General features: G+C 62.4%; 12 protein-coding genes and 1 pseudogene. 7 read left to right on the top strand and 6 right to left on the bottom strand.

Annotated features, from left to right (window positions below; genetic code table 11):
• The first annotated feature begins 112 nt into the window (after window positions 1–112).
• The gene (locus tag QF039_RS25810; protein ID WP_307521374.1) at window positions 113–1,222 is read left to right on the top strand and encodes a DUF3182 family protein; all 1,110 of its coding nucleotides are present in this window, start codon (window positions 113–115) and stop codon (window positions 1,220–1,222) included.
• Window positions 1,212–1,964 carry a S9 family peptidase gene (locus QF039_RS25805; protein WP_003210032.1) on the top strand — a complete coding sequence of 251 codons (753 nt, stop codon included), beginning with the start codon at window positions 1,212–1,214 and terminating at the stop codon, window positions 1,962–1,964. Before QF039_RS25810 ends, QF039_RS25805 begins: the two co-directional genes overlap by 11 nt.
• Here the strand turns inward: QF039_RS25805 and QF039_RS25800 are convergent.
• The 5 genes and pseudogenes from QF039_RS25800 to QF039_RS25780 form a co-directional block, all read right to left on the bottom strand.
• Window positions 1,951–2,932, bottom strand: a pseudogene (locus QF039_RS25800) (lysylphosphatidylglycerol synthase domain-containing protein). The gene QF039_RS25805 and the pseudogene QF039_RS25800 sit on opposite strands and share 14 nt — an antisense overlap.
• Complete coding sequence (gene clsB / locus QF039_RS25795) at window positions 2,910–4,208, bottom strand: cardiolipin synthase ClsB (RefSeq protein ID WP_307521371.1); 1,299 nt, start codon at window positions 4,206–4,208, stop codon at window positions 2,910–2,912. The pseudogene QF039_RS25800 and the gene clsB overlap by 23 nt, the downstream one beginning before the upstream one ends.
• Window positions 4,205–4,981: an endonuclease/exonuclease/phosphatase family protein gene (locus QF039_RS25790; RefSeq protein ID WP_003210026.1), complete on the bottom strand. Its 777-nt coding sequence runs from the start codon at window positions 4,979–4,981 to the stop codon at window positions 4,205–4,207. Before QF039_RS25790 ends, clsB begins: the two co-directional genes overlap by 4 nt.
• On the bottom strand, window positions 4,978–5,904 hold the full coding sequence (locus tag QF039_RS25785) for a DUF72 domain-containing protein (RefSeq protein WP_177020918.1): 927 nt from the start codon (window positions 5,902–5,904) through the stop codon (window positions 4,978–4,980). Before QF039_RS25785 ends, QF039_RS25790 begins: the two co-directional genes overlap by 4 nt.
• 213 nt (window positions 5,905–6,117) lie before the next feature.
• A complete protein-coding gene (locus QF039_RS25780; protein WP_102369997.1) occupies window positions 6,118–7,320 on the bottom strand; it encodes an MFS transporter in 1,203 nt (400 codons plus the stop codon).
• Between the two features lie 177 nt (window positions 7,321–7,497).
• Here QF039_RS25780 and QF039_RS25775 point away from each other — a divergent pair, with 177 nt between their 5' ends.
• Window positions 7,498–9,612, top strand: a complete 2,115-nt coding sequence (locus QF039_RS25775) for a mechanosensitive ion channel family protein (RefSeq protein ID WP_102369996.1) — start codon at window positions 7,498–7,500, stop codon at window positions 9,610–9,612.
• 131 nt (window positions 9,613–9,743) lie between these two features.
• Here the strand turns inward: QF039_RS25775 and QF039_RS25770 are convergent, their stop codons facing one another.
• The gene (locus QF039_RS25770; RefSeq protein ID WP_307521366.1) at window positions 9,744–14,024 is read right to left on the bottom strand and encodes a DEAD/DEAH box helicase; all 4,281 of its coding nucleotides are present in this window, start codon (window positions 14,022–14,024) and stop codon (window positions 9,744–9,746) included.
• A gap of 406 nt (window positions 14,025–14,430) precedes the next feature.
• Between QF039_RS25770 and QF039_RS25765 the strand changes: the two genes are divergently transcribed.
• The 4 genes from QF039_RS25765 to QF039_RS25750 all read left to right on the top strand — a co-directional run bounded on the left by QF039_RS25765 (window position 14,431) and on the right by QF039_RS25750 (window position 18,609).
• Complete coding sequence (locus QF039_RS25765) at window positions 14,431–15,321, top strand: sugar nucleotide-binding protein (protein WP_008436463.1); 891 nt, start codon at window positions 14,431–14,433, stop codon at window positions 15,319–15,321.
• Between the two features lie 243 nt (window positions 15,322–15,564).
• Window positions 15,565–16,689, top strand: a complete 1,125-nt coding sequence (locus tag QF039_RS25760) for a PAS domain-containing hybrid sensor histidine kinase/response regulator (protein ID WP_307521364.1) — start codon at window positions 15,565–15,567, stop codon at window positions 16,687–16,689.
• A 90-nt stretch (window positions 16,690–16,779) separates the two neighbouring features.
• Window positions 16,780–18,240, top strand: a complete 1,461-nt coding sequence (locus QF039_RS25755; protein ID WP_177008879.1) for an ATPase domain-containing protein — start codon at window positions 16,780–16,782, stop codon at window positions 18,238–18,240.
• A gap of 6 nt (window positions 18,241–18,246) precedes the next feature.
• The gene (locus QF039_RS25750) at window positions 18,247–18,609 is read left to right on the top strand and encodes a response regulator (RefSeq protein ID WP_177008878.1); all 363 of its coding nucleotides are present in this window, start codon (window positions 18,247–18,249) and stop codon (window positions 18,607–18,609) included.
• Window positions 18,610–18,687: the final 78 nt, after the last annotated feature.

Below are 18,687 nucleotides of genomic sequence, written 5' to 3'. Positions count from 1 at the left end.
TATCGCTTTTCCCGCAACTGATTGATTCCCCTCGCGTTTAAACAAACGCCGCCTTGGCTTGATCCCTGCTACCGTTTCCTTACACACATGGCAGCAGAGCCAAGGGGGACGCATGACCCCGACAAATCGCAAAAAAATCGTGGTGGCGCATTCAATCCGTCCGCAAGCGCCATTGCACGAAGTGGAGACCAACCGCGCCCTGGCCCGTTGGCTGGCGCACGTCCTCGGGCTCAAATATGGCGGCAGCTATAACCCTGAGCAGCACAGTGGGCGCGACCTCTATCTATTGCCCACTCAGACGCTGGTCGGCGCGGCCCAGGCGCGGCAATTCGGCGTCAAAGGCCCTGAGGATCTGTGGGGCGGCTACGTCGATCACGATTTCATCTGCACCAAGGCCATCAGCCACGGGTTGCTGAATAAAAACGCGGTTGCGCCCGAAGGCTGGTCGCCGCTGTTTTCCGAGCGCATCCGCAATGTGGTGCTGGATGGGTTGAGTGTGCACGCCCTGGCAGATGCGCGGCCGGCGGCGACCCATTTGCTGTACACCGGGCCGATCCGTCTCAAGCCCGTGCATGCCTGCGCCGGTCGCGGCCAGGAAGTGATCCGCAGCCTCGACGAGTTCGACGCCATCCTCGCGCGCCCTGATGCGGCGCAATTGTTCAGCGACGGCGTGGTGCTGGAGCAGGACCTGCGCGACGTGGTCACCCACAGTGTCGGCCAGAGCTTTATCGGCGATCACGTCATCAGCTACTGCGGCGATCAATACCTGACCCGGGACGGGCAGGGCGAAGAGGTCTATGGTGGTTCCAACCTGTTGGTGGTCCAGGGCTACTACGAAGACCTGCTCAAGCTCGACCTGCCCGCTGACGTGCGCCTGGCCATCCAGCAAGCGCAGGTCTTCGATAACGCGGCGGATGAGGCCTATCCCGGGTTCTACGCCTCGCGGCGCAATTACGACATCGCCCAGGGCCTGGACAGCGACGGCCAACGCCGCAGCGGCGTGCTCGAGCAGTCCTGGCGCATGGGCGGGGCCAGCAGCGCGGAAGTCGCGGCGCTGCAAAGCTTCGTCAACAATCCCGGGCTGCGGGCGATTTATGTCTCGTCGGTAGAAACCTACGTCGATCAGCCGCTGCCGGCTGACGCGATCGAGGTGTACCGGGGCCCGGCAGAAAACAGCGACTTTCTTCTCAAGTACGTGACGGTCAAATCCTATGACGGCTAGAAGCGAAACCATTGCCATTGATATCGACGACGAACAGATGAGCGGGACCTTCCTCAGTCCCAAATCGAAAGTACCGGGGGTGTTGTTTGTGCACGGCTGGGGTGGGAGCCAGGAGCGTGACCTGGAACGCGCCAAGGGTATCGCCGGGCTCGGTTGTGTATGCCTTACATTCGACCTGCGCGGCCATGCCGGCAACGGCATTCCGTTATCCCGCGTCACCCGCGAAGACAACCTGCGCGACCTGCTCGCGGCCTACGACCGCCTGTTGTCACACCCGGCCATCGACACCTCGGCGGTGGCGGTGGTGGGCACCAGCTACGGCGGTTACCTGGCCGCCATCCTCACTTCGCTGCGCCCCGTGCGCTGGCTGGCTTTGCGGGTGCCGGCGCTGTACCGCGACCAGGAATGGCTCAAGCCCAAGCGCGACCTCGATAAAGCCGACCTGATGGATTATCGCGGCACCTTTGTGCACGCCGAAACCAATCGCGCCCTGCATGCATGCGCGGCGTTTACCGGTGATGTGTTGATCGTGGAGTCGGAGACCGACGACCACGTGCCCCATGCCACCATCATGAGCTACCGCGCCGCCTGCCAGCAGACGCATTCGCTGACTCACCGGATTATCGACGGTGCGGATCATTCCCTGAGTGATCCGGTTTCCCAGCAGGCCTACACCTCGATCCTGGTGGACTGGATTACCGAGATGGTGGTGGGCGAGCGCTTGAGCATCATCCAGTCGTAGGCGTTTTCTTCACGCGCAATGCCTTGGCCTTGGCTTCGACCGCGAGGTACATCACCAGGGCCACCAGCAACGGCAGGATGAAGTAGATCGCGCGGTAGGCGATCAACCCCGCGAGCAGACTGCCGCGGGACGCTTCGTGCTGCAGCAAGGCAATGAACACTGCCTCCAGCACACCCAGCCCTGCCGGGATATGCGTGACCACCCCGGCAATGCTGCTGATCAGCAACACCCCGAGCACCACGGGGTAATCCAGCTGCTTGGGCAGCAGGGTAAAAATCACTGCTGCCATCAGCGACCAGTTCAGCGCGCCGAGCGCCAACTGCAACACTGCCATGCGCAGCGACGGCAGGCTGATTTCAATCCCGCGTATCGACCATGCGCGCTTTTTCGACAAGCGACAGGCCAGCAGGTAACCCAGGCTCGCCAGTACCAACAGCACGCCGACGCCTTGCAACGCACCGCTGCTGAGCTTCCACCCCGGCGGCAATGTCACCAGCCCGCTGCTGAATACCGCGCCGGCAATCGCCATGTAGCCGAACCAGTTGGTGGCCAGGCTCAAGCCGAGGATCTTCGCGATGTTCCCGCTGCTCACCCCGAGTCGGGAATACAACCGATAGCGCATGGCGATGCCACCAACCCACGCGCTCAGGTTGAGGTTGAACGCATAGCTGATGATGCCCACCGGCAAAATCTGCTTCCAGCCCAACGGCTGGCGGATGTAGGTGCGGCCGATCAGGTCGAAGCACGAATACACCAGGAAACTGCACAAAGTCAGCCCACCCGCGATGAGCAGCGTGCGCAGCTTGAAGTCGCCCAGGGTGTCGAGCACTTCGCTCCAGTCGATACGCCGGGCGAGCAGGGTGAACAACACGATCAGCACCAGGAAAAAACACCACCGTCAGCGGTTTTTTCCAGCGTTTCAAGAAGCCGGGGCGAGCGCTTTCTTCAGCGATGCGAGCTTGGGTCATGATCCGCACGCTCCTCAAGAACGAAGGGTTTCAACCTCGGCTTGTGGGCCGGCAACCAGCCGGTCCACGACGGAAAATGCCGCAGCACATGGAACACCACAAAACCCACGGTCACCCGCCAGAACCAGCCGCGAGGCGCGCGGTTTTCCGGCATGGTCTTGCAGTGGTTCTGGCTCAGATATTCCAGGCGCTCGAACAACTGCTGGTTGAAGGCACGATCACGAACCAGCACATTCGCCTCCAGGTTCAGCGACAGGCTCAACGGGTCGAGATTGCTCGAACCCACCGTGCTCCACTCTTCATCCACCAGCGCCACCTTGCCGTGCAACGGACGCTGGCAGTACTCGTGGATCACCACGCCTTCCTTGAGCAAATAGTCATAGAGCATGCGTGCCGCCAGCTTGGCCAGCAGCACATCCGGCTGGCCCTGCATGATCAACTGCACGTGCACGCCGCGCCGCGCGGCATTACGAATTTCCCGCAGCAGGCGGTAGCCGGGAAAGAAATAGGCGTTGGCGATCACCACCCGCCGCTCGGCCTTGCGCAGGGCGTGCAGGTAGGCCTCTTCGATATCGGTACGGTGTTGCAGATTGTCCCGGTAGATCAGCCGTACCAGGCCGTCGCCTTCGCCGGCAGCCCATGGCGACGGGCGTTGCTCGCGCCGCCAGCCGCGCCGCTTGCGCACACGCCGGCCACTTTGTGCGAGGGCGAAATGATGCAGGTCGGCGACTGCCGGGCCCTGCACCTGCACGGCATAATCCTGCTTGGCCTCGGGGCCGAAATCCCCCAGGTGATCCGCCGAGAAATTGATCCCGCCGATAAACGCCACACTGGCATCCACCACCACAATCTTGCGGTGCAGGCGGCGAAACCAGTTGGTGCGAAAACCCAGGGTCTTGGTGGCCGGGTCGAACATCTGCACGGTCACGCCGGCCTGGCTCAATTCGCTGAGAAACCCCGGTGTCAGCTCGCCACAACCAAAGCCATCGAGGCTGGCGACGACCTTGACGCCACGCTGCGCCGCCTCGATCAAAATGCCTTTGAGCTCGTGGCCGACCTTGTCTTCGAAAAGGATAAAGGTCTCCAGCAAGATCTCCCGCTGGGCCTGGCGCATCGCCTCGAACACTTTGGGAAAGTAGGCCTCGCCGTTCTCCAGCAACTCGATCTGGTTACCGCTTTGCCAGCCGTAATCCAGGTCCCGGGCCACGGCATCGTCCGGCGGTTGGTCGGTCGCGATGTGTTCCACCGCGACCTTTTCCAGTGGTGCGCTGTTCATAACTCGATCTCCACCGACAGCGGCGCATGGTCCGACAAGTGTGACCACGGGCGGCTGGTCAGGACTTGGGGCTGATGCACCTTGAGGTTGCGCACATAGATGCGGTCCAGCGGCAGCAGCGGCAGGCGCGCCGGGAAGGTGCGGGCCGGCTTGCCGTGGGTTTCGATAAACACTTCCCGCAGCCCGCAGTGGGCGAGATCGGCGCGCTGGCGCCAGTCATTGAAATCACCGGCGACAATCACCGGCGCGTCGGCGGGAATCTCGGCGACCCGCTGCGCGATCAGGCGCAGTTGCTGCTGGCGATGGACTTCCCGCAGCCCCAGGTGCACGCAGATGGCATGCACGTCCTGCACGTTGCCCGGCAAGCGCAGCACGCAATGCAGCAGCCCGCGACTTTCGTGGCCGCTCTGGGAGATGTCGAGATTGTCGTAGCGGATGATCTGGAATTTCGACAGCAACGCATTACCGTGGTCGCCATGGGGATACACCGCGTTGCGACCGTAGGCGTATTGCGGCCAGATACTGTCGGCGAGGAACTCGTATTGCGGCATGCTCGGCCAGTTGCTGTAGCGCTTGGGGTGGCGCTCGTGGGTGCCGTGGATTTCCTGGAGGAACACCACGTCGGCGGCCACACTGCGAATCGCCTCCCGCAACTCGGGCAATATGAAGCGCCGGTTGAGCGCGGTGAAGCCCTTGTGGGTATTGACCGTCAGCACCCTGAAGCGGGTGATGGTTTCGGTGGGCGTGGTTGGCATCAGTTCCGGATGGGTCATGACAGCACCCCCGTGTCCGGCAACTTGCCGGGTTCGGTGGCCAGTGCCTGGTCCAGGCCAAAACGCTGCAGTAATTGGCGCGCGTCGAAGGGCGCGCGCACCTTGATGTCGTTATCGAAATAGCAAAACACCTCGCGTTGCTTGCGGGCGCGGGGTTTGTGCTTCGGGTCGATCAACTGTGCATCGGCGGGTTGTTTGCCGTGGCTCCAGCGTTCGATGCGATCGCCCCAGCGCTTGAGCGCTTCGGACGTATAGCCGCTGGCATACAGCGCTTTGTCCCCATGCAGGCGCAGGTACACAAAGTTGGCCGTGACGTCTTCCAGGTAGGGCCACTTGCCGGCTGTGTCCGCCACCACCAGGGCCACGCCGTGCTTGTCGAGCATCTCGACAAACTCCGGCACGGCGAAACTCTTGTGGCGAATCTCCACCGCATGGCGCAGCGGCTTTTTACCGTGGGCTTGCAGGCTCGCCTTGCCGTTCAGGCGCGGCTCATGCTCGCGGGCGAGGGCGGCGGCCTGCTGGGTAGTAGTGGGTAATTCGGCGAGAAAGGCTTCAAACAACGGCGGGTCGAATTTGAAACTGGGCGGGAACTGCCAGAGGATCGGCCCGAGCTTTTCCTTGAGTTCCAGCACCCCGGAGGCGAAGAAATTCGCCATCGGCTTGTGCACCTCCCGCAACCGCAGGATATGCGTGATATAGCGCGGCGCCTTGACGCTGAACACAAACCCTTCAGGCGTGTCGCCATACCACTCGGCGTAGCGCTTGGGTGTTTGCAGCGCGTAGAACGAGCCGTTGATCTCGATGCTGTTGACCGCCCGTGAGGCAAACTGCAGCTCGCGCTTCTGGGTCAGGCCCTCGGGGTAGAAATCCCCCCGCCAGGGCGTGTAGCGCCAGCCGGAAATGCCGATATGAATCGCGGCCATGATGACTCCCGTGGGTTAACTGTGTGGTGACCTCCGTTTTAGGGTGACTATGATGATCGGGAGAAAGTTTCGACGGTCCTACAGACGGCACCTCTCAAAATGTGGGAGCGGGCTTGCTCGCGAAGACGGTGGGTCAGTCGATATCTCTGTTGACTGACACACCGCTTTCGCGAGCAAGCCCGCTCCCACATTGGGTTCTTTATCGCTGCGGGATCAGTGCCCGCCAACCACCCGGGTCGAGCTCTCGGCATACACCGGCCCCAACCGGTCAAGGCGCCCGCTCCAGGCCGTCAGCGCCAAGGCCACCAACACCACCGAGCCGCCAATCCACGCCGTGTGGATCAAGCCCATGTGGGCAACGATCAGGCCGCCGGCCCACGCGCCACCGGCAATCCCCAGGTTGAACGCCGCGATGTTCAGGCCCGAGGCCACGTCCACCGCGTTCGGCGTGTGATGTTCCGCCTGGCGCACCACATACACCTGCAAGCCCGGCACGTTGCCGAAAGCGACCGCGCCCCACACCAGCACAGTGGCCAGGGCCAGCCATGGGTTGCCTGCGGTAAAGGTCAGTACAAACAACACGGCAGCGAGCAGGGCAAAGATGATTTTCAGCGCGCTGATCGGGCCGCGTTTGTCGGCCAGCTTGCCGCCCCAGATATTACCGATGGCCACCGAGATGCCATACACCAGCAACACCAGGCTGACGGTGCCGGCGCTGAAGCCGGAGATGTCCTGAAGGATCGGCGCCAGGTAGGTGAACGCGATGAACGAGCCGCCGTAACCCACCGCCGTCATGGCGTACACCAGCAGCAGCCGTGGTTGTTTCAACACTTGCAGTTGCTGCAACAGCGACGCGGGTTTGCTGTGGGCGATGTTTTTCGGTACGTAGAGCAGGCTGCCGATAAACGCGATCAAGCCCAGGGCCGAGACGGCGAGGAAGGTTTCGCGCCAGCCGAAGTGCTGGCCGATAAACGTCCCCAGTGGCACACCGGTCACCAACGCCACGGTCAGGCCGGTAAACATGATGGCAATCGCGCTGGCGGCTTTTTCCTTGGGCACCAGGCTTGTGGCGATCGTGGAGCCAATCGAGAAAAACACCCCGTGGGCCAGGCCGGTGACGATCCGTGCCAGTACCAGGGACTCATAACTCGGCGCTTGCCAGGCCAGCAGGTTGCCGAGGGTGAACAGCACCATCAGCGACAACAACAGCAGTTTGCGTGGCACTTTGCCGGTGAGGGCGGTGAGTACCGGCGCGCCGATGGCCACGCCCAGGGCGTAGAGGCTGACCAGCAGGCCGGCGGACGGCAAGTCGACACCCAGGTCGGCGCCGATGGTGGGTAACAGGCCAACGATGACGAACTCGGTCGTCCCGATGGCAAAAGCGCTGAGGGTCAGCGCGAGCAAGGCAATGGGCATGGCTGCAACTCCGGTGGGTTTCAATCAGGAGCGCAGTCTCGGGGTTCGGCTTGTGCGGAAAAAGACAGGTATTGGCATTTGATATTTGCCTGGGGCGCACGGATCGAAGTCTACGGGGAACGATCGGGCGTCAAACCCGTCAGTTCCTTACAGACCCTTCTGAAGGAGCCCGGTGTTTTGTTGAATTTAAAGACTGTGCTACTGCTCGGCACGCTGCTGTTCTGCGGCAGCGGCGCGCTGCAAGCGGCCACCGCCCCCGCGGCTCCAGCGCCTGCCGCCCCGGCCCAGCCGGAACTGTTGGTAGAAGGCGGCCTGCTCGGCGCCATCAGCTCCAGCATCGATGATGTGCAGGACAAACTCGACCTCAACCAGAACCTGGTCGACGCCTGGCGGCTGCGGGCCGACCGGGCGGCGGATGAGGTGGACAAGCTGGTCAACCAGCCGTCCGAACGTTCCTCGTGGAGCGTGGCCGGGGATTTCCTGTTGTTGTCCGGGGTGTGGATCGGCGCGTTCGCCGCGCTGACCCTGCTGGGGCGCTTTATCGTCAAGCGCCTGAGCCTGCAGCGGCATATCGCACCTCGCCAGCGCCTCCAGGCGTTGCTGGGTTACCTGATTCCCTACACGATACCGGCGCTTATCTGCCTGCCATTGACGCTCTACGTCAGCCACTTCCTGCCCACCTCGGTGGGCCGTGCGCTGGCGCTGTGTTTTGCCTACGCCACCAGCAGCGGCATTTTCTCCACCTCGATCCTGTTGTGCGTGATCGTCATGTTCAACGTCGGCCACAAGCGCCCGGCGGTGCAGATTATTCGGGACTACTGCCCCAAGCCGCTGTTCCTGATCGGCTTCCTTGCCGCCCTCAGCGATGCGCTGACCAGCCCACAGATCGCCCGCCAACTGGGGGGCAATATCACCGCCAGCGTCGCGATCTTCACCGGGCTGTTTGCCTCGGTGATCTTCGGCATGCTGGTGATTCGCCTGCGCCGTCCGGTGGCGCATTTGATCCGCAACCGGCCCCTGGCCCAGCGCCTGAAACACCCGGCGGTGCAGCAATCCCTGCGGGTGTTTTCCGGCCTGTGGTATTGGCCGATCCTGCTGATGGTGCTGGTGTCGGCGATCAACCTGATCGGCGCCGGCGACGACAGCCAGAAAGCCCTGCGCTGTGCGCTGTTCACCACGATCCTGCTGATCGGCACGGTGTTCCTCAGCACGGTGTTGCAGCACCTGTTCCAGTCCCGCAGCACGGTGGCGGTGCAGCGCAGCAGCGCCTACAAAGAGCGTTTCCTCAGCCTGCTGCACGCGCTGTTGCGCATCGTGATGGCCATCGCCTTTATCGAAATCCTCGGGCGTATCTGGGGCGTTTCGCTGTTTGAGTTTGCCCAGCGCAACTCCGTGGGCCGGGCCATCAGTGATTCCCTGAGCAGCATCGGTTTGATCCTGCTGGTGACCTGGCTGTTCTGGGTGGTGCTCGACACGGCGATTCAGGAAGCATTGAAACCCCCGGTCAACAAACGCTCCAGCCGCCAACCCAGCACGCGGGTGAAAACCATCCTGCCGCTGCTGCGCAACGCAGTGAAAATCATCCTGGTGGTGATCTGCGCGATCACCACCATGGCCAACCTGGGGATCAACGTCGCACCGCTGCTGGCGGGTGCCGGGGTGGTGGGCCTGGCCATTGGTTTTGGCTCCCAGCAACTGGTGCAGGATGTAATCACCGGGCTGTTCATCATCATCGAAGACACCCTGTCGATTGGCGATTGGGTGGTGCTCGACTCCGGCCACGCCGGTACCGTCGAGGGGCTGACCATCCGTACCCTGCGCCTGCGGGACGGCAAGGGGTTTGTGCATTCGGTGCCGTTCGGGCAGATCAAGGCCGTCACCAACCAGTCGCGGCAATTCGCCTATGCGTTCTTCTCGGTGCAGTTCACCTACGACACCGATGTCGACAAGGCCGTGGAACTGATTCGCGAGGCGGGGCAGTCGATCCGCGACGACGTGTTCCTCAAGTACAACCTGCAAGGGCCGCTGGAGGTATTTGGCGTCGACAAGATGGACCTCAACGGCGTGGTGCTGACGGCGCAGTTCCGCACGGTGTCGGGTGGGCAATATGCGGTGAGCCGCGCGTTTAACCAGCGCTTGAAAAAGCTTGTGGATAACTGTGCCTTTGTTCACTTCGCGCAAACTTATCCACAGCAGGTGATGCTGCCGCAGCGGGTCGGGCAGCAGGTGGATGAGCCGGAGGAAGAAGTGCCTTCTTCGGTGGTGCTTACCGAGCAGCCAAGAACCCAATAGTTTTGTGTTGAGGCCGCCGGCCTCTTCGCGAGCAAGCCCGCTCCCACATTCGATACGGTTCCACCCTTGGAATGCGGTCAAATGTGGGAGCGGGCTTGCTCGCGAAGGCGTCATTACGGGCGCTACACGAGTCAGCGCCTGATCAGTTTTTCCCGCACCAACCCGGCCTCCTGCTGATCCAACTCCAGCAACACCTGCTGCTTGCCGGCAATCTCCACCGCCGCCGGCAATCCATCCCGGTACACCAACCGATTGCCGCTCAACGCCGGCACCTTGCTACCCGGCAGCAGCGTGCCCACCAGGTTCAGCGGATCCGCCCCACACACGGCAATCAAGCTTCCATCGTGAGGCCGCCGCCGAACTTCCCGCAGCAGCGGAATCGCTTCCGGCAACGCAAACTGTTCCCCCGCCAAACCACTTACAAACCGCCCGCCCCGAATCTCGCCCCGGGCCTCCAGCCGGTGGAACGTACGCAGCAATTCCCGCCAACTGGGCAGCCAGTCCGCCTCGCGCTCCAGCAGGCGCCAGAACACCACCCCGTAGCGGCGCAGCAAGGTCATCGCCACATGCTCCAGCGTCTCGGCCGAGTGAGCCCCCGGACGTGTGCCGTCCGCCACCGGTGCCCGCCGTACCAGGGCCCAACGCCCGGCATCGTCCATCCCGCCGACAAACGCGCCACGCCCGCGCCGACTGCTGCGGGCCTGACGTTTGCTCGCCGGCGTGGTCAGGGCGCGCAGGCCGGCAAAACTGTCGGCGTTCGCCAGCCCCGCGCCCACCAGTTCCTGCAACGCGGTTTCCAGTTCGCTGCGCAGCAGATGGGCTTCGTGGATCAATTCATCGAAAAACAGCGCGCCGTTTTCCCGCAGCGCCTGATGGACTTTCTGTGCCTTGGGCGACAGCTCGGTGCTGTCCGGCGCTTCGGTCAGTCCACTCCATAATGGCACCTGGCTGCGGGGCAACAGCACCACTGGCGTGCTGCGCAGGGCCGTCGCGCCGGCCTTGTTGCTCAGGCGTGTCCACACCACTTTGCCGCTGCGGCACAAATCGTCCAGCCAGTGGGGCGCGTAATCCTTGATTCGTGCGCTGAGCAAATCGCTGTCCCAGGCCGAAGTGGCTGCGGCGTACCCTTCCAACTGCGCGACGATCTGCGGCAACACGGCGCTGCCCTGGCCGCGGGTACCGTTCGACAGGTGCTGCCAGTCGAACAGAAAACGCATGAAATCCTGCAACGCCACCGGCTCGATTTCCCGGCGCAGGCGCTTGACCGTGTAGCGGTGAATGCGCGCCAGCAGGTGGCGTTCGCACCATTGTTCGGCGCTGGCGCCGGGGCTGAAACGGCCGCGCAGCACGTAGCCTTCGCTCTCCAGCCGCGCGAGTGCCTGTGATACGTCGGCCACCGGCAAGGCCAGGGGCGCGGCGATCTCGATCAGCGTCAATGGGCCGAAGCCGCTCAGGCGCGCCCGCAGCACTTCCACCAAGGCTTCATCGAAGGTCCAGGGCTCATCGAAACCGGGCAACAGCGGCAGGTCATTCGGGTAGATCGCCGCTAAACAGCTCAAGCGCTCCAGAGCGACCCAAACGGCCTGGTCGGTACCGATCTGCAATCGGCTGGCGCGCCCACCGTCGGCCAGGGCTTGCAGCCATTCGGCCCACTGCGCCGTGACCTCCGATTCGGCAATGCACGCCAAACTCATCAGCGCTTCATGCATCTCGTCCAGGCCATTGGGCGCCGGCCAGGCTTCCTCGCACACACCGGCAATCGCTTCGGCATCCAGCGCGCCAAGGTCATCGGTGCTTTGCGGGTCGCTCCAGCGCCGGTTGAGTACGGCCTGGGTGCGGCGCTCCTCCAGCGGAGCGTCGTCGAGAAAGGTGTAGGGGCGGGCGCTGAGAATCTCTGCTGCCAGTGGCGACGGCGCCGGCAGATCACGGCTGATCAGGCGGATTTCGCCGCGCTCCATGCGCCGCAACAGGGCCAGCCAGCCTTCGCTGTCCATGGCTTCGTGCAGGCAGTCGTCGAGGGTTTGCTCCACCAGCGGATGCTCGGGCACTTCGCGCTCGCCGGCGAGGTTTTCCAGGCAAGCGATCTGGTCGGGGAACACACTGGCGATCAGGTCTTCACTCTTCATGCGCTGGATCTGCGGCGCCACCTTGCGCCCACCGGTGTAGCGCGGCAATGCCAGGGCCACCCCGGCATTCCAGCGCCAGCGCACGCCGAACAGCGGTGCATCCAGTACCGCCTGGATCAGGATGTGCTCGGCCGTGTTGCTGTTCAGGTAGCGCCACACTTCGTCCAGCTCAAAGCTGTGACTGGTGGACAGCGACAACACGATTGCGTCCTCGCTGGCGGCGGCTTGCAGTTCGAAATTGAAGGTGCGGCAAAACCGCTTGCGCAGCGCCAGGCCCCAGGCGCGGTTGATGCGACTGCCGAACGGCGTGTGGATGATCAATTGGGTGCCGCCGGACTCGTCGAAAAACCGTTCCATGATCAACGTGTCCTGGGACGGCAGCGCGCTCAGCGCCAGCCGCGCCCGCGCCAGGTAATCCAGCAGTTGTTCGGCGCTGGCCAGGTTCAGGCCGAGGGTGCCGGTGAGCCAATCGAGCGCCGGTTGCAGGTTACCCGGCGTGGCGCCCAGCAGCGCATCCAGTTGCCCCTGAAAACGCGCCACGGCAAACGACAACTCCGCGCTGCGTCCCGGTGCTTCGCCGAGCCAGAACGGAATGGTCGGCGGCTGGCCGTGGGCATCCTCGACCCGCACCTTGCCGGGCTCCACTCGCAGGATGCGGTAGGAGGTGTTGCCCAGCTGGAAGATATCCCCGGCGATGCTTTCCACCGCGAAGTCTTCGTTGACGCTGCCGATGTTCAGGCTCTGCGGCTCAAGCAGCACGCTGTAGTCGGCGTTGTCGGGGATGGTGCCGCCGCTGGTCACGGCGGTGAGCTTGGCGCCCCGCCGGCCACGCAGGGTGCGGGTGATGGCGTCGCGGTGCAGGTAGGCGCTGCGCAGGCCCTGGCGCCCGTTGTAGCCTTCGGCGAGCATTTGCAGCAGTGCCTGATAGTGACGCTCATCCAGCTCGGCGTAGGGCGAGGCGCGGCGGATCAGCGTGAGCAGGGCCTGTTCCTGCCATTCCTGGCAGCTGACTTCGGCGATGATCTGCTGGGCCAGCACATCCAGCGGCGCAACCGGAATCAGCAAGGTGTCCAGCTCGCCCCGGCGCACGCAGTCGAGCAGGGCGGCGCATTCGATCAGGTCGTCGCGGGTGGTGGCGAACAACCGGCCTTTGGGCGTGCCGCCGACCTGATGCCCGGAGCGTCCGACCCGTTGCAGAAAACCGTTGATCGAGCCGGGCGAGCCGATCTGGCACACCAGGTCGACATCGCCGATATCAATCCCCAGTTCCAGCGACGCAGTGGCGATCAACACCTGCAGCTCACCGGCCTTGAGCCGTTGTTCGGCGTCCAGGCGCATTTCCTTCGCGAGGCTGCCGTGGTGGGCGGCGACGGCGGTTTTGCCCAGGCGCTCGCTCAAGTGCCGGGCCAGGCGTTCGGCCAGGCGCCGGGTGTTGACGAAAATCAGCGTGGTGCGGTGTTGCCTGGCCAGTTCGGCGAGGCGGTCGTAGACCAGCTCCCACACGTCGTTGGCCATGACGGCCGACAGCGGCACCGGCGGCACTTCGATATCCAGGTCCCGTGGGCGTGCGTGGCCGATATCGACGATCTCGCAAGGCCGGCCGGTGCCCACCAGAAAGCGCGACACCGCCTCGATGGGCTTTTGCGTGGCGGACAGGCCGATGCGGGTCAGCGGTTCGCTGCACAAACCCTGCAGGCGCTCCAGTGTCAGGGCCATGTGGCTGCCGCGCTTGCTGGCGGCGATGGCGTGGATCTCATCGACGATCACCGTGCGGGTGCTGGCAAGCATCTGCCGGCCGGAATCCGAGCCGAGCAACACGTAGAGCGATTCCGGGGTGGTGACCAGGATGTGCGGCGGGTGCTTGCGCATCAGGGCGCGGTCTTTCTGCGGGGTGTCGCCGGTGCGCACGGCGGTGCGGATCGCCAGCGGTGGCAGGTCGAGGCGCTGCAAGTGCTTGGTGATGCCGGCCAGCGGGGTTTGCAGGTTGATCTGGATGTCGTTGGACAAGGCTTTGAGTGGCGAGACGTAGACCACCAGCGTTTGGTCTGGCAGTTGGCCGCCATTGGCCAGGCCTTGGTGCACGAGATCGTCCAGCACCGCGAGAAAGGCAGTCAGGGTCTTGCCGGAGCCGGTGGGTGCGGCGATCAGTGTGGAGCGGCGCTGGCGGATCAGCGGCCACGCCTGGGCCTGGGCGGCGGTCACCGACGGGAACGTGCTGCGGAACCAGGTGCTGACGGCGGGGTGGAAACCGTTCAAGACCGTGTCCGTTGATTCAGGAAGGTTCATCCCCAATTTATGCGGCCGGCCCCGGCAACTTGCAACCCCGGGATGCATTCCCTGTGGTGAGGGAGCTTGTTGTGGCGAGGGAGCTTGCAGTGGCGAGGGAGCTTGCTCCCGCTGGAGTGCGCAGCGCTCCCGCTTTTTTGGGGCCGCTACGCAGCCCAGCGGGAGCAAGCTCCCTCGCCACAAGAAGCTCCCTGGCCACAGCAAGCTTCCTGGCCACTGCATGCTCCCTGGCCATAAAAAGGCTCTCTCTACCTAAACCCCCCGGCCGCAATCGGCGGCGCACTTTATAAGTGACGGTTGCGCTACAAACCCGCAAAATGCAACGATTCTGGCAAATGCCAACGGCATGGCTCACAAGCCTGTCGATAATAACCATCGTTCCAAACAGACCGGGCCTGCTCAATCTATGCGAATGCGCCTTATGTTACTGGGCGGCGGGAATGCCCTCGGGCAGGCGCTGATTCGCCTCGGTGCGGAGGAAGACATCGGTTTCCTCGCCCCGCGCCCGCCCCAAGACGGCTGGGATGCCGCGAGCCTCACGCAACTGCTCGACGACACCCGTCCCGATGCCTTGATCAATCTCGCCTATTACTTCGACTGGTTTCAGGCGGAGACGGTCAGCGAGACACGCCTGGCCGCCCAGGAATATGCGATCGAGCGCCTGGCTGAACTGTGCCAGCACCACAGCATCACCCTGCTGCAACCGTCCAGCTACCGGGTGTTCGACGGCTCCCGCGCCACCGCCTACAGCGAAAAAGACGAACCCGTGCCCTTGGGCCTGCGAGGCCAGGCGTTGTGGCGCATCGAGCAGAGCGTACGCGCCACCTGCCCGCAGCACGTGCTGTTGCGTTTCGGCTGGCTGCTGGATGACAGCGTCGACGGCACCCTCGGGCGCTTCCTGGCCCGTGCCGAAAAACCTGACGAACTGCTGATGGCCGACGACCGCCGGGGCAACCCGACGCCGGTGGACGATGCCGCGCGGGTGATCATTTCGGTGCTCAAGCAACTGGATTGCGCCGCGCCGTTGTGGGGCACCTACCACTACGCCGGCCACGAAGCGACTACCCCGCTGGCGCTGGGGCAGGCGATCCTGACCGAAGCGCGCAACTTCCACCCGCTGGCCGTGGAAGCTCCGACCGCCCAGGCCCACGCCGCTCGTCCGGATGCAGCCGACGAGCCGCAACACGCGGTGCTGGCCTGCAAGAAAATCCTCCACACCTTCGGCATCAAGCCACGGGCATGGCGGGCCGGGCTGCCGGCGTTGCTCGACCGGTTCTATCGACACGGTCAAACATAAAAAAGGCGCCTGAAACAGGCGCCTTTTTTTGTGGCGGTGCGCGGACGGTTAAAAGTGATATGTGTTGGCAAGTCGGATGCGCCACGGCATACGAAAAATTTGAAACCTTTGGTGCGCCCGGTCATCCATGCCAATAGGGATTGATTGTGCTTACGGCTCGTTCAGCAAAAGCAAAAGTCTGCATTCAGAAGAAGACTTCGCCCATCCAGCCATGGGCAGCCTAAAAGAGGAGCCCTACCCATCATGGCAACAAACTCTCCGGTGAATGGTTCGCCGCCGCCTCACGATGATGTGTATGAGGAAGCGCACGACCTGCAGTTCGCTTTGAGTGCCGCCGGGCTTGGTATATGGCGCCTGGATTTGACGACGGGCGAGCTGAAGACCTCAGCCACTTGCCGCCTCAACTTCGGACTCGAACCACAGATACCGTTCAGTTATGAACACATGCAGCGCCTGGTGCACTCCGAAGACAGAGGCCGAGTGGCTGACGCATGGGATCACTCGATCGCTCAACGCTGCGCCTACGACGTTCACTACCGGATCGTCACGCCCCACGGTGAAACTCGCTGGCTGCACGTGTGTGCCAGAGCCCGTTACGCCGATGACGGTCACCCCGTCGCGATGACGGGAACCGTTCAGGATGCGACCCAGGAGCAGTTACTGCAGTCGCAGAAGATGGAAGCGCTGGGGCGGATAACGGGCCGCGTGGCTCATGACTTTAACAACCTGCTGACGGTGATCCGTTCTTCAGCAGATCTTTTGAAGCGTCCTTCAGTATCGGAAGAGCGGCGGCTGCGCCTGGTGCAAGCCATTTCCGAGGCGGTAAAGCGTGGTTCTCACTTCACCAGCCAATTGCTGTCCTTCGCTCGCAGGCAAACCCTCCATCCCGCACCGCTGGACGTCAATTCAAGCACGTTGGCCATGACCGATACGATTGCTTTGCGGGTTGGCACAGGCATCCACGTACGCATCGAGTCCACAGCAGCACCCTGCGTTGTTCACGTTGACCCAGAACAGTTTGAAACCGCCATTCTCAATATGCTCATGAATGCCCGAGACGCCATGCCTGATCACGGTGAGGTGGTCATCCGTGTTGAGTCGATGGACCTTATCCCTGCGTCCAATGGTCATGCCCTTATGAACGGAAGTTACGTTGCCGTCTCCATCACAGACAATGGTTCGGGTATCGCACCGCTCAACCTCGACAGAATCTTTGAACCGTTTTTCTCCACCAAAGGCAACGGCCAGGGAACCGGGTTGGGGCTCAGCCAGGTATTTGGTTTTGCCAAGCAGTCGGGGGGAGAGATCAGGGTAGAGAGTCGTCCTGGTCAGGGAAGTACGTTCACGCTTTATTTGCCCCGCGCTTGAACGGGCTGAGTGGATAGCCCGATTGCACAAATGGAGTTAGCATCGTAAACCTTCGGCTCAAGAGCCTGTTGTTCACATCAGGGTTGCATTGTGGAAAAGCTAAATCGCCTTCAAAGCGGAATAGAAGGGCTGGATGCTCTGCTCAAGGGTGGGCTAGTCGCAGGTGCCTCCTACATCATCCAGGGGCGCCCGGGATCCGGTAAAACCATCCTCGCCAATCAGCTGGGGTTTAACCATGCGCGCAATGGGGGCCGTGTACTGGTGGCCACGTTGCTGGCCGAATCCCACGACCGTTTATTTCAGTTCCTCTCGACCCTGAACTTCTTTGATGTTTCCCGGGTGGGGGCTGAAATTCAGTTCGTCAGTGCGTTTGACACCCTTGAGAACGAAGGTCTCGATGAGGTGGTCAAGCTGCTTCGGCGTGAGATCAGTCGCCAGAAGGCCACCGTGTTAGTGGTCGATGGCTTGCTCAATGCACGCTCCAAGGCTGACTCGCCCATCGACACCAAGAAATTCATTTCCGAGCTGCAAGGGCACGCTGCGTTCGCCGGTTGTACGGTGCTGTTTCTCACCAGTTCCCGGTTGGACGACGGCAGTCCCGAGCACACCATGGTTGATGGTGTGATCGAGATGGGTGAAGAGCTTCACGGCAGCCGTTCAGTGCGCCGTATTCAACTGCGCAAGACTCGCGGCAGTGGTGCACTGACCGGATTGCACGAGTGTGAAATCACCGACGATGGCCTGGTGGTTTATCCGCGTCTGGAAAGCCTCTACAGCCATCCGTCTTTACCTGACAGTGCCGATCTGACGCGTATCACCAGCGGCATCGGTTCGCTGGACGCCATCATCGGCGGTGGCCTGCACAGTTCGTCCGTTACCCTCGTCATGGGGCCTTCCGGCGTCGGGAAAACCACGTTGGGGCTCAGGTTTCTCGCTGAGTCGACAGTGGAAGCGCCGGGCCTGCATTTCGGTTTTTATGAAAGCCCGCAGCGGTTACGTCTCAAAGGCCAATCGCTGGGGATTGATATCAAGGGTATGGAAGAAAGTGGTGCGCTGAGTATTGCCTGGCAACCCACGACAGAAGGCCTGATCGACGGTCTCGGCGCACGGCTGCTGAAAATGGTTGAGGAAAAGGGCATCAAGCGCCTGTTCATCGACAGCTTGAGCGGCATGACCCGAGTGTCGACGAACCCGGCACGTATCACTGATTTCTACAGCGCCCTGATGAGCGAGCTTCGTGCCCGTGGCGTAACGGTGTTTGCCTCATGGGAGATGCGTGACGTTTTTGGTTCGGAGGTCAGCTCTCCGACCCCGGACCTGTCCAGTATTGTCGATAACCTGCTGCTGATGCGTTTCTTCGAGATTCAATCTGAACTAAGAAGAATGCTTTCGATTCTTAAGGTACGAGACAGCTTCTACGATCCTTCGCTTCTTGAAGTGGTAATCCATGAACACGGCGTTGACTTGAAGAAGGCATCAAGAAATGCATTGGCTGTCGCTGATGATTCCTGGCGGCCGGGCTCAACGTCCAAAGTCTCTGATTCGGGTTGAATTGACATGACCACCATCCTGGTCGTCGACGACGAGTATTTGATCGCTGACATTCTCGGCTATGCGCTGGAGGATGAGGGGTACATGGTCGTAAAAGCGAGCAATGGCCAGAAAGGACTCGAGGTCCTGGAGCGCGAGCGGCCAGCGTTGATCATCACCGATTTCATGATGCCGGTCATGGACGGCCTGGAGTTTGCCGAAGCGGTTCGCGCCCTGCCGGCAGTCAATCACCTGCCCATCATCCTGATCAGCGGAGCCCAGGCTCATATTGGTATGGAGCGGTCGGACTTGTTCAATGCAGTGTTGAAAAAGCCGTTCAACATTGACTTGGTCATCGCTGAAGTTCGCCAGCTCCTGGCTGAAGCCTGAATCGCAGCACACGGGCGTGTGCCTGGCCTCTGATTGGCGCTTGCCTCCATGGGAAGCCTCACAAAAAAGGCCCTGTAC

This window comes from Pseudomonas sp. W2I6, from assembly GCF_030815935.1.
In the GTDB taxonomy this organism is placed as follows: domain Bacteria; phylum Pseudomonadota; class Gammaproteobacteria; order Pseudomonadales; family Pseudomonadaceae; genus Aquipseudomonas.
The sequence above is the reverse complement of the archived record's forward strand: the minus strand, read 5'-3'. Positions and strand labels throughout refer to the sequence as shown.

What these genes read in the sequence shown, in the direction of transcription:
- QF039_RS25770 (WP_307521366.1), bottom strand. Translation starts at nt 14,024, where the DNA reads ATGAACCTTCCTGAATCAACGGACACGGTCTTGAACGGTTTCCACCCC.
- QF039_RS25810 (WP_307521374.1), top strand. Translation starts at nt 113, where the DNA reads ATGACCCCGACAAATCGCAAAAAAATCGTGGTGGCGCATTCAATCCGT.
- QF039_RS25780 (WP_102369997.1), bottom strand. Translation starts at nt 7,320, where the DNA reads ATGCCCATTGCCTTGCTCGCGCTGACCCTCAGCGCTTTTGCCATCGGG.
- QF039_RS25785 (WP_177020918.1), bottom strand. Translation starts at nt 5,904, where the DNA reads ATGGCCGCGATTCATATCGGCATTTCCGGCTGGCGCTACACGCCCTGG.
- QF039_RS25790 (WP_003210026.1), bottom strand. Translation starts at nt 4,981, where the DNA reads ATGACCCATCCGGAACTGATGCCAACCACGCCCACCGAAACCATCACC.
- clsB (WP_307521371.1), bottom strand. Translation starts at nt 4,208, where the DNA reads ATGAACAGCGCACCACTGGAAAAGGTCGCGGTGGAACACATCGCGACC.
- QF039_RS25805 (WP_003210032.1), top strand. Translation starts at nt 1,212, where the DNA reads ATGACGGCTAGAAGCGAAACCATTGCCATTGATATCGACGACGAACAG.
- QF039_RS25750 (WP_177008878.1), top strand. Translation starts at nt 18,247, where the DNA reads ATGACCACCATCCTGGTCGTCGACGACGAGTATTTGATCGCTGACATT.
- QF039_RS25765 (WP_008436463.1), top strand. Translation starts at nt 14,431, where the DNA reads ATGCGAATGCGCCTTATGTTACTGGGCGGCGGGAATGCCCTCGGGCAG.
- QF039_RS25760 (WP_307521364.1), top strand. Translation starts at nt 15,565, where the DNA reads ATGGCAACAAACTCTCCGGTGAATGGTTCGCCGCCGCCTCACGATGAT.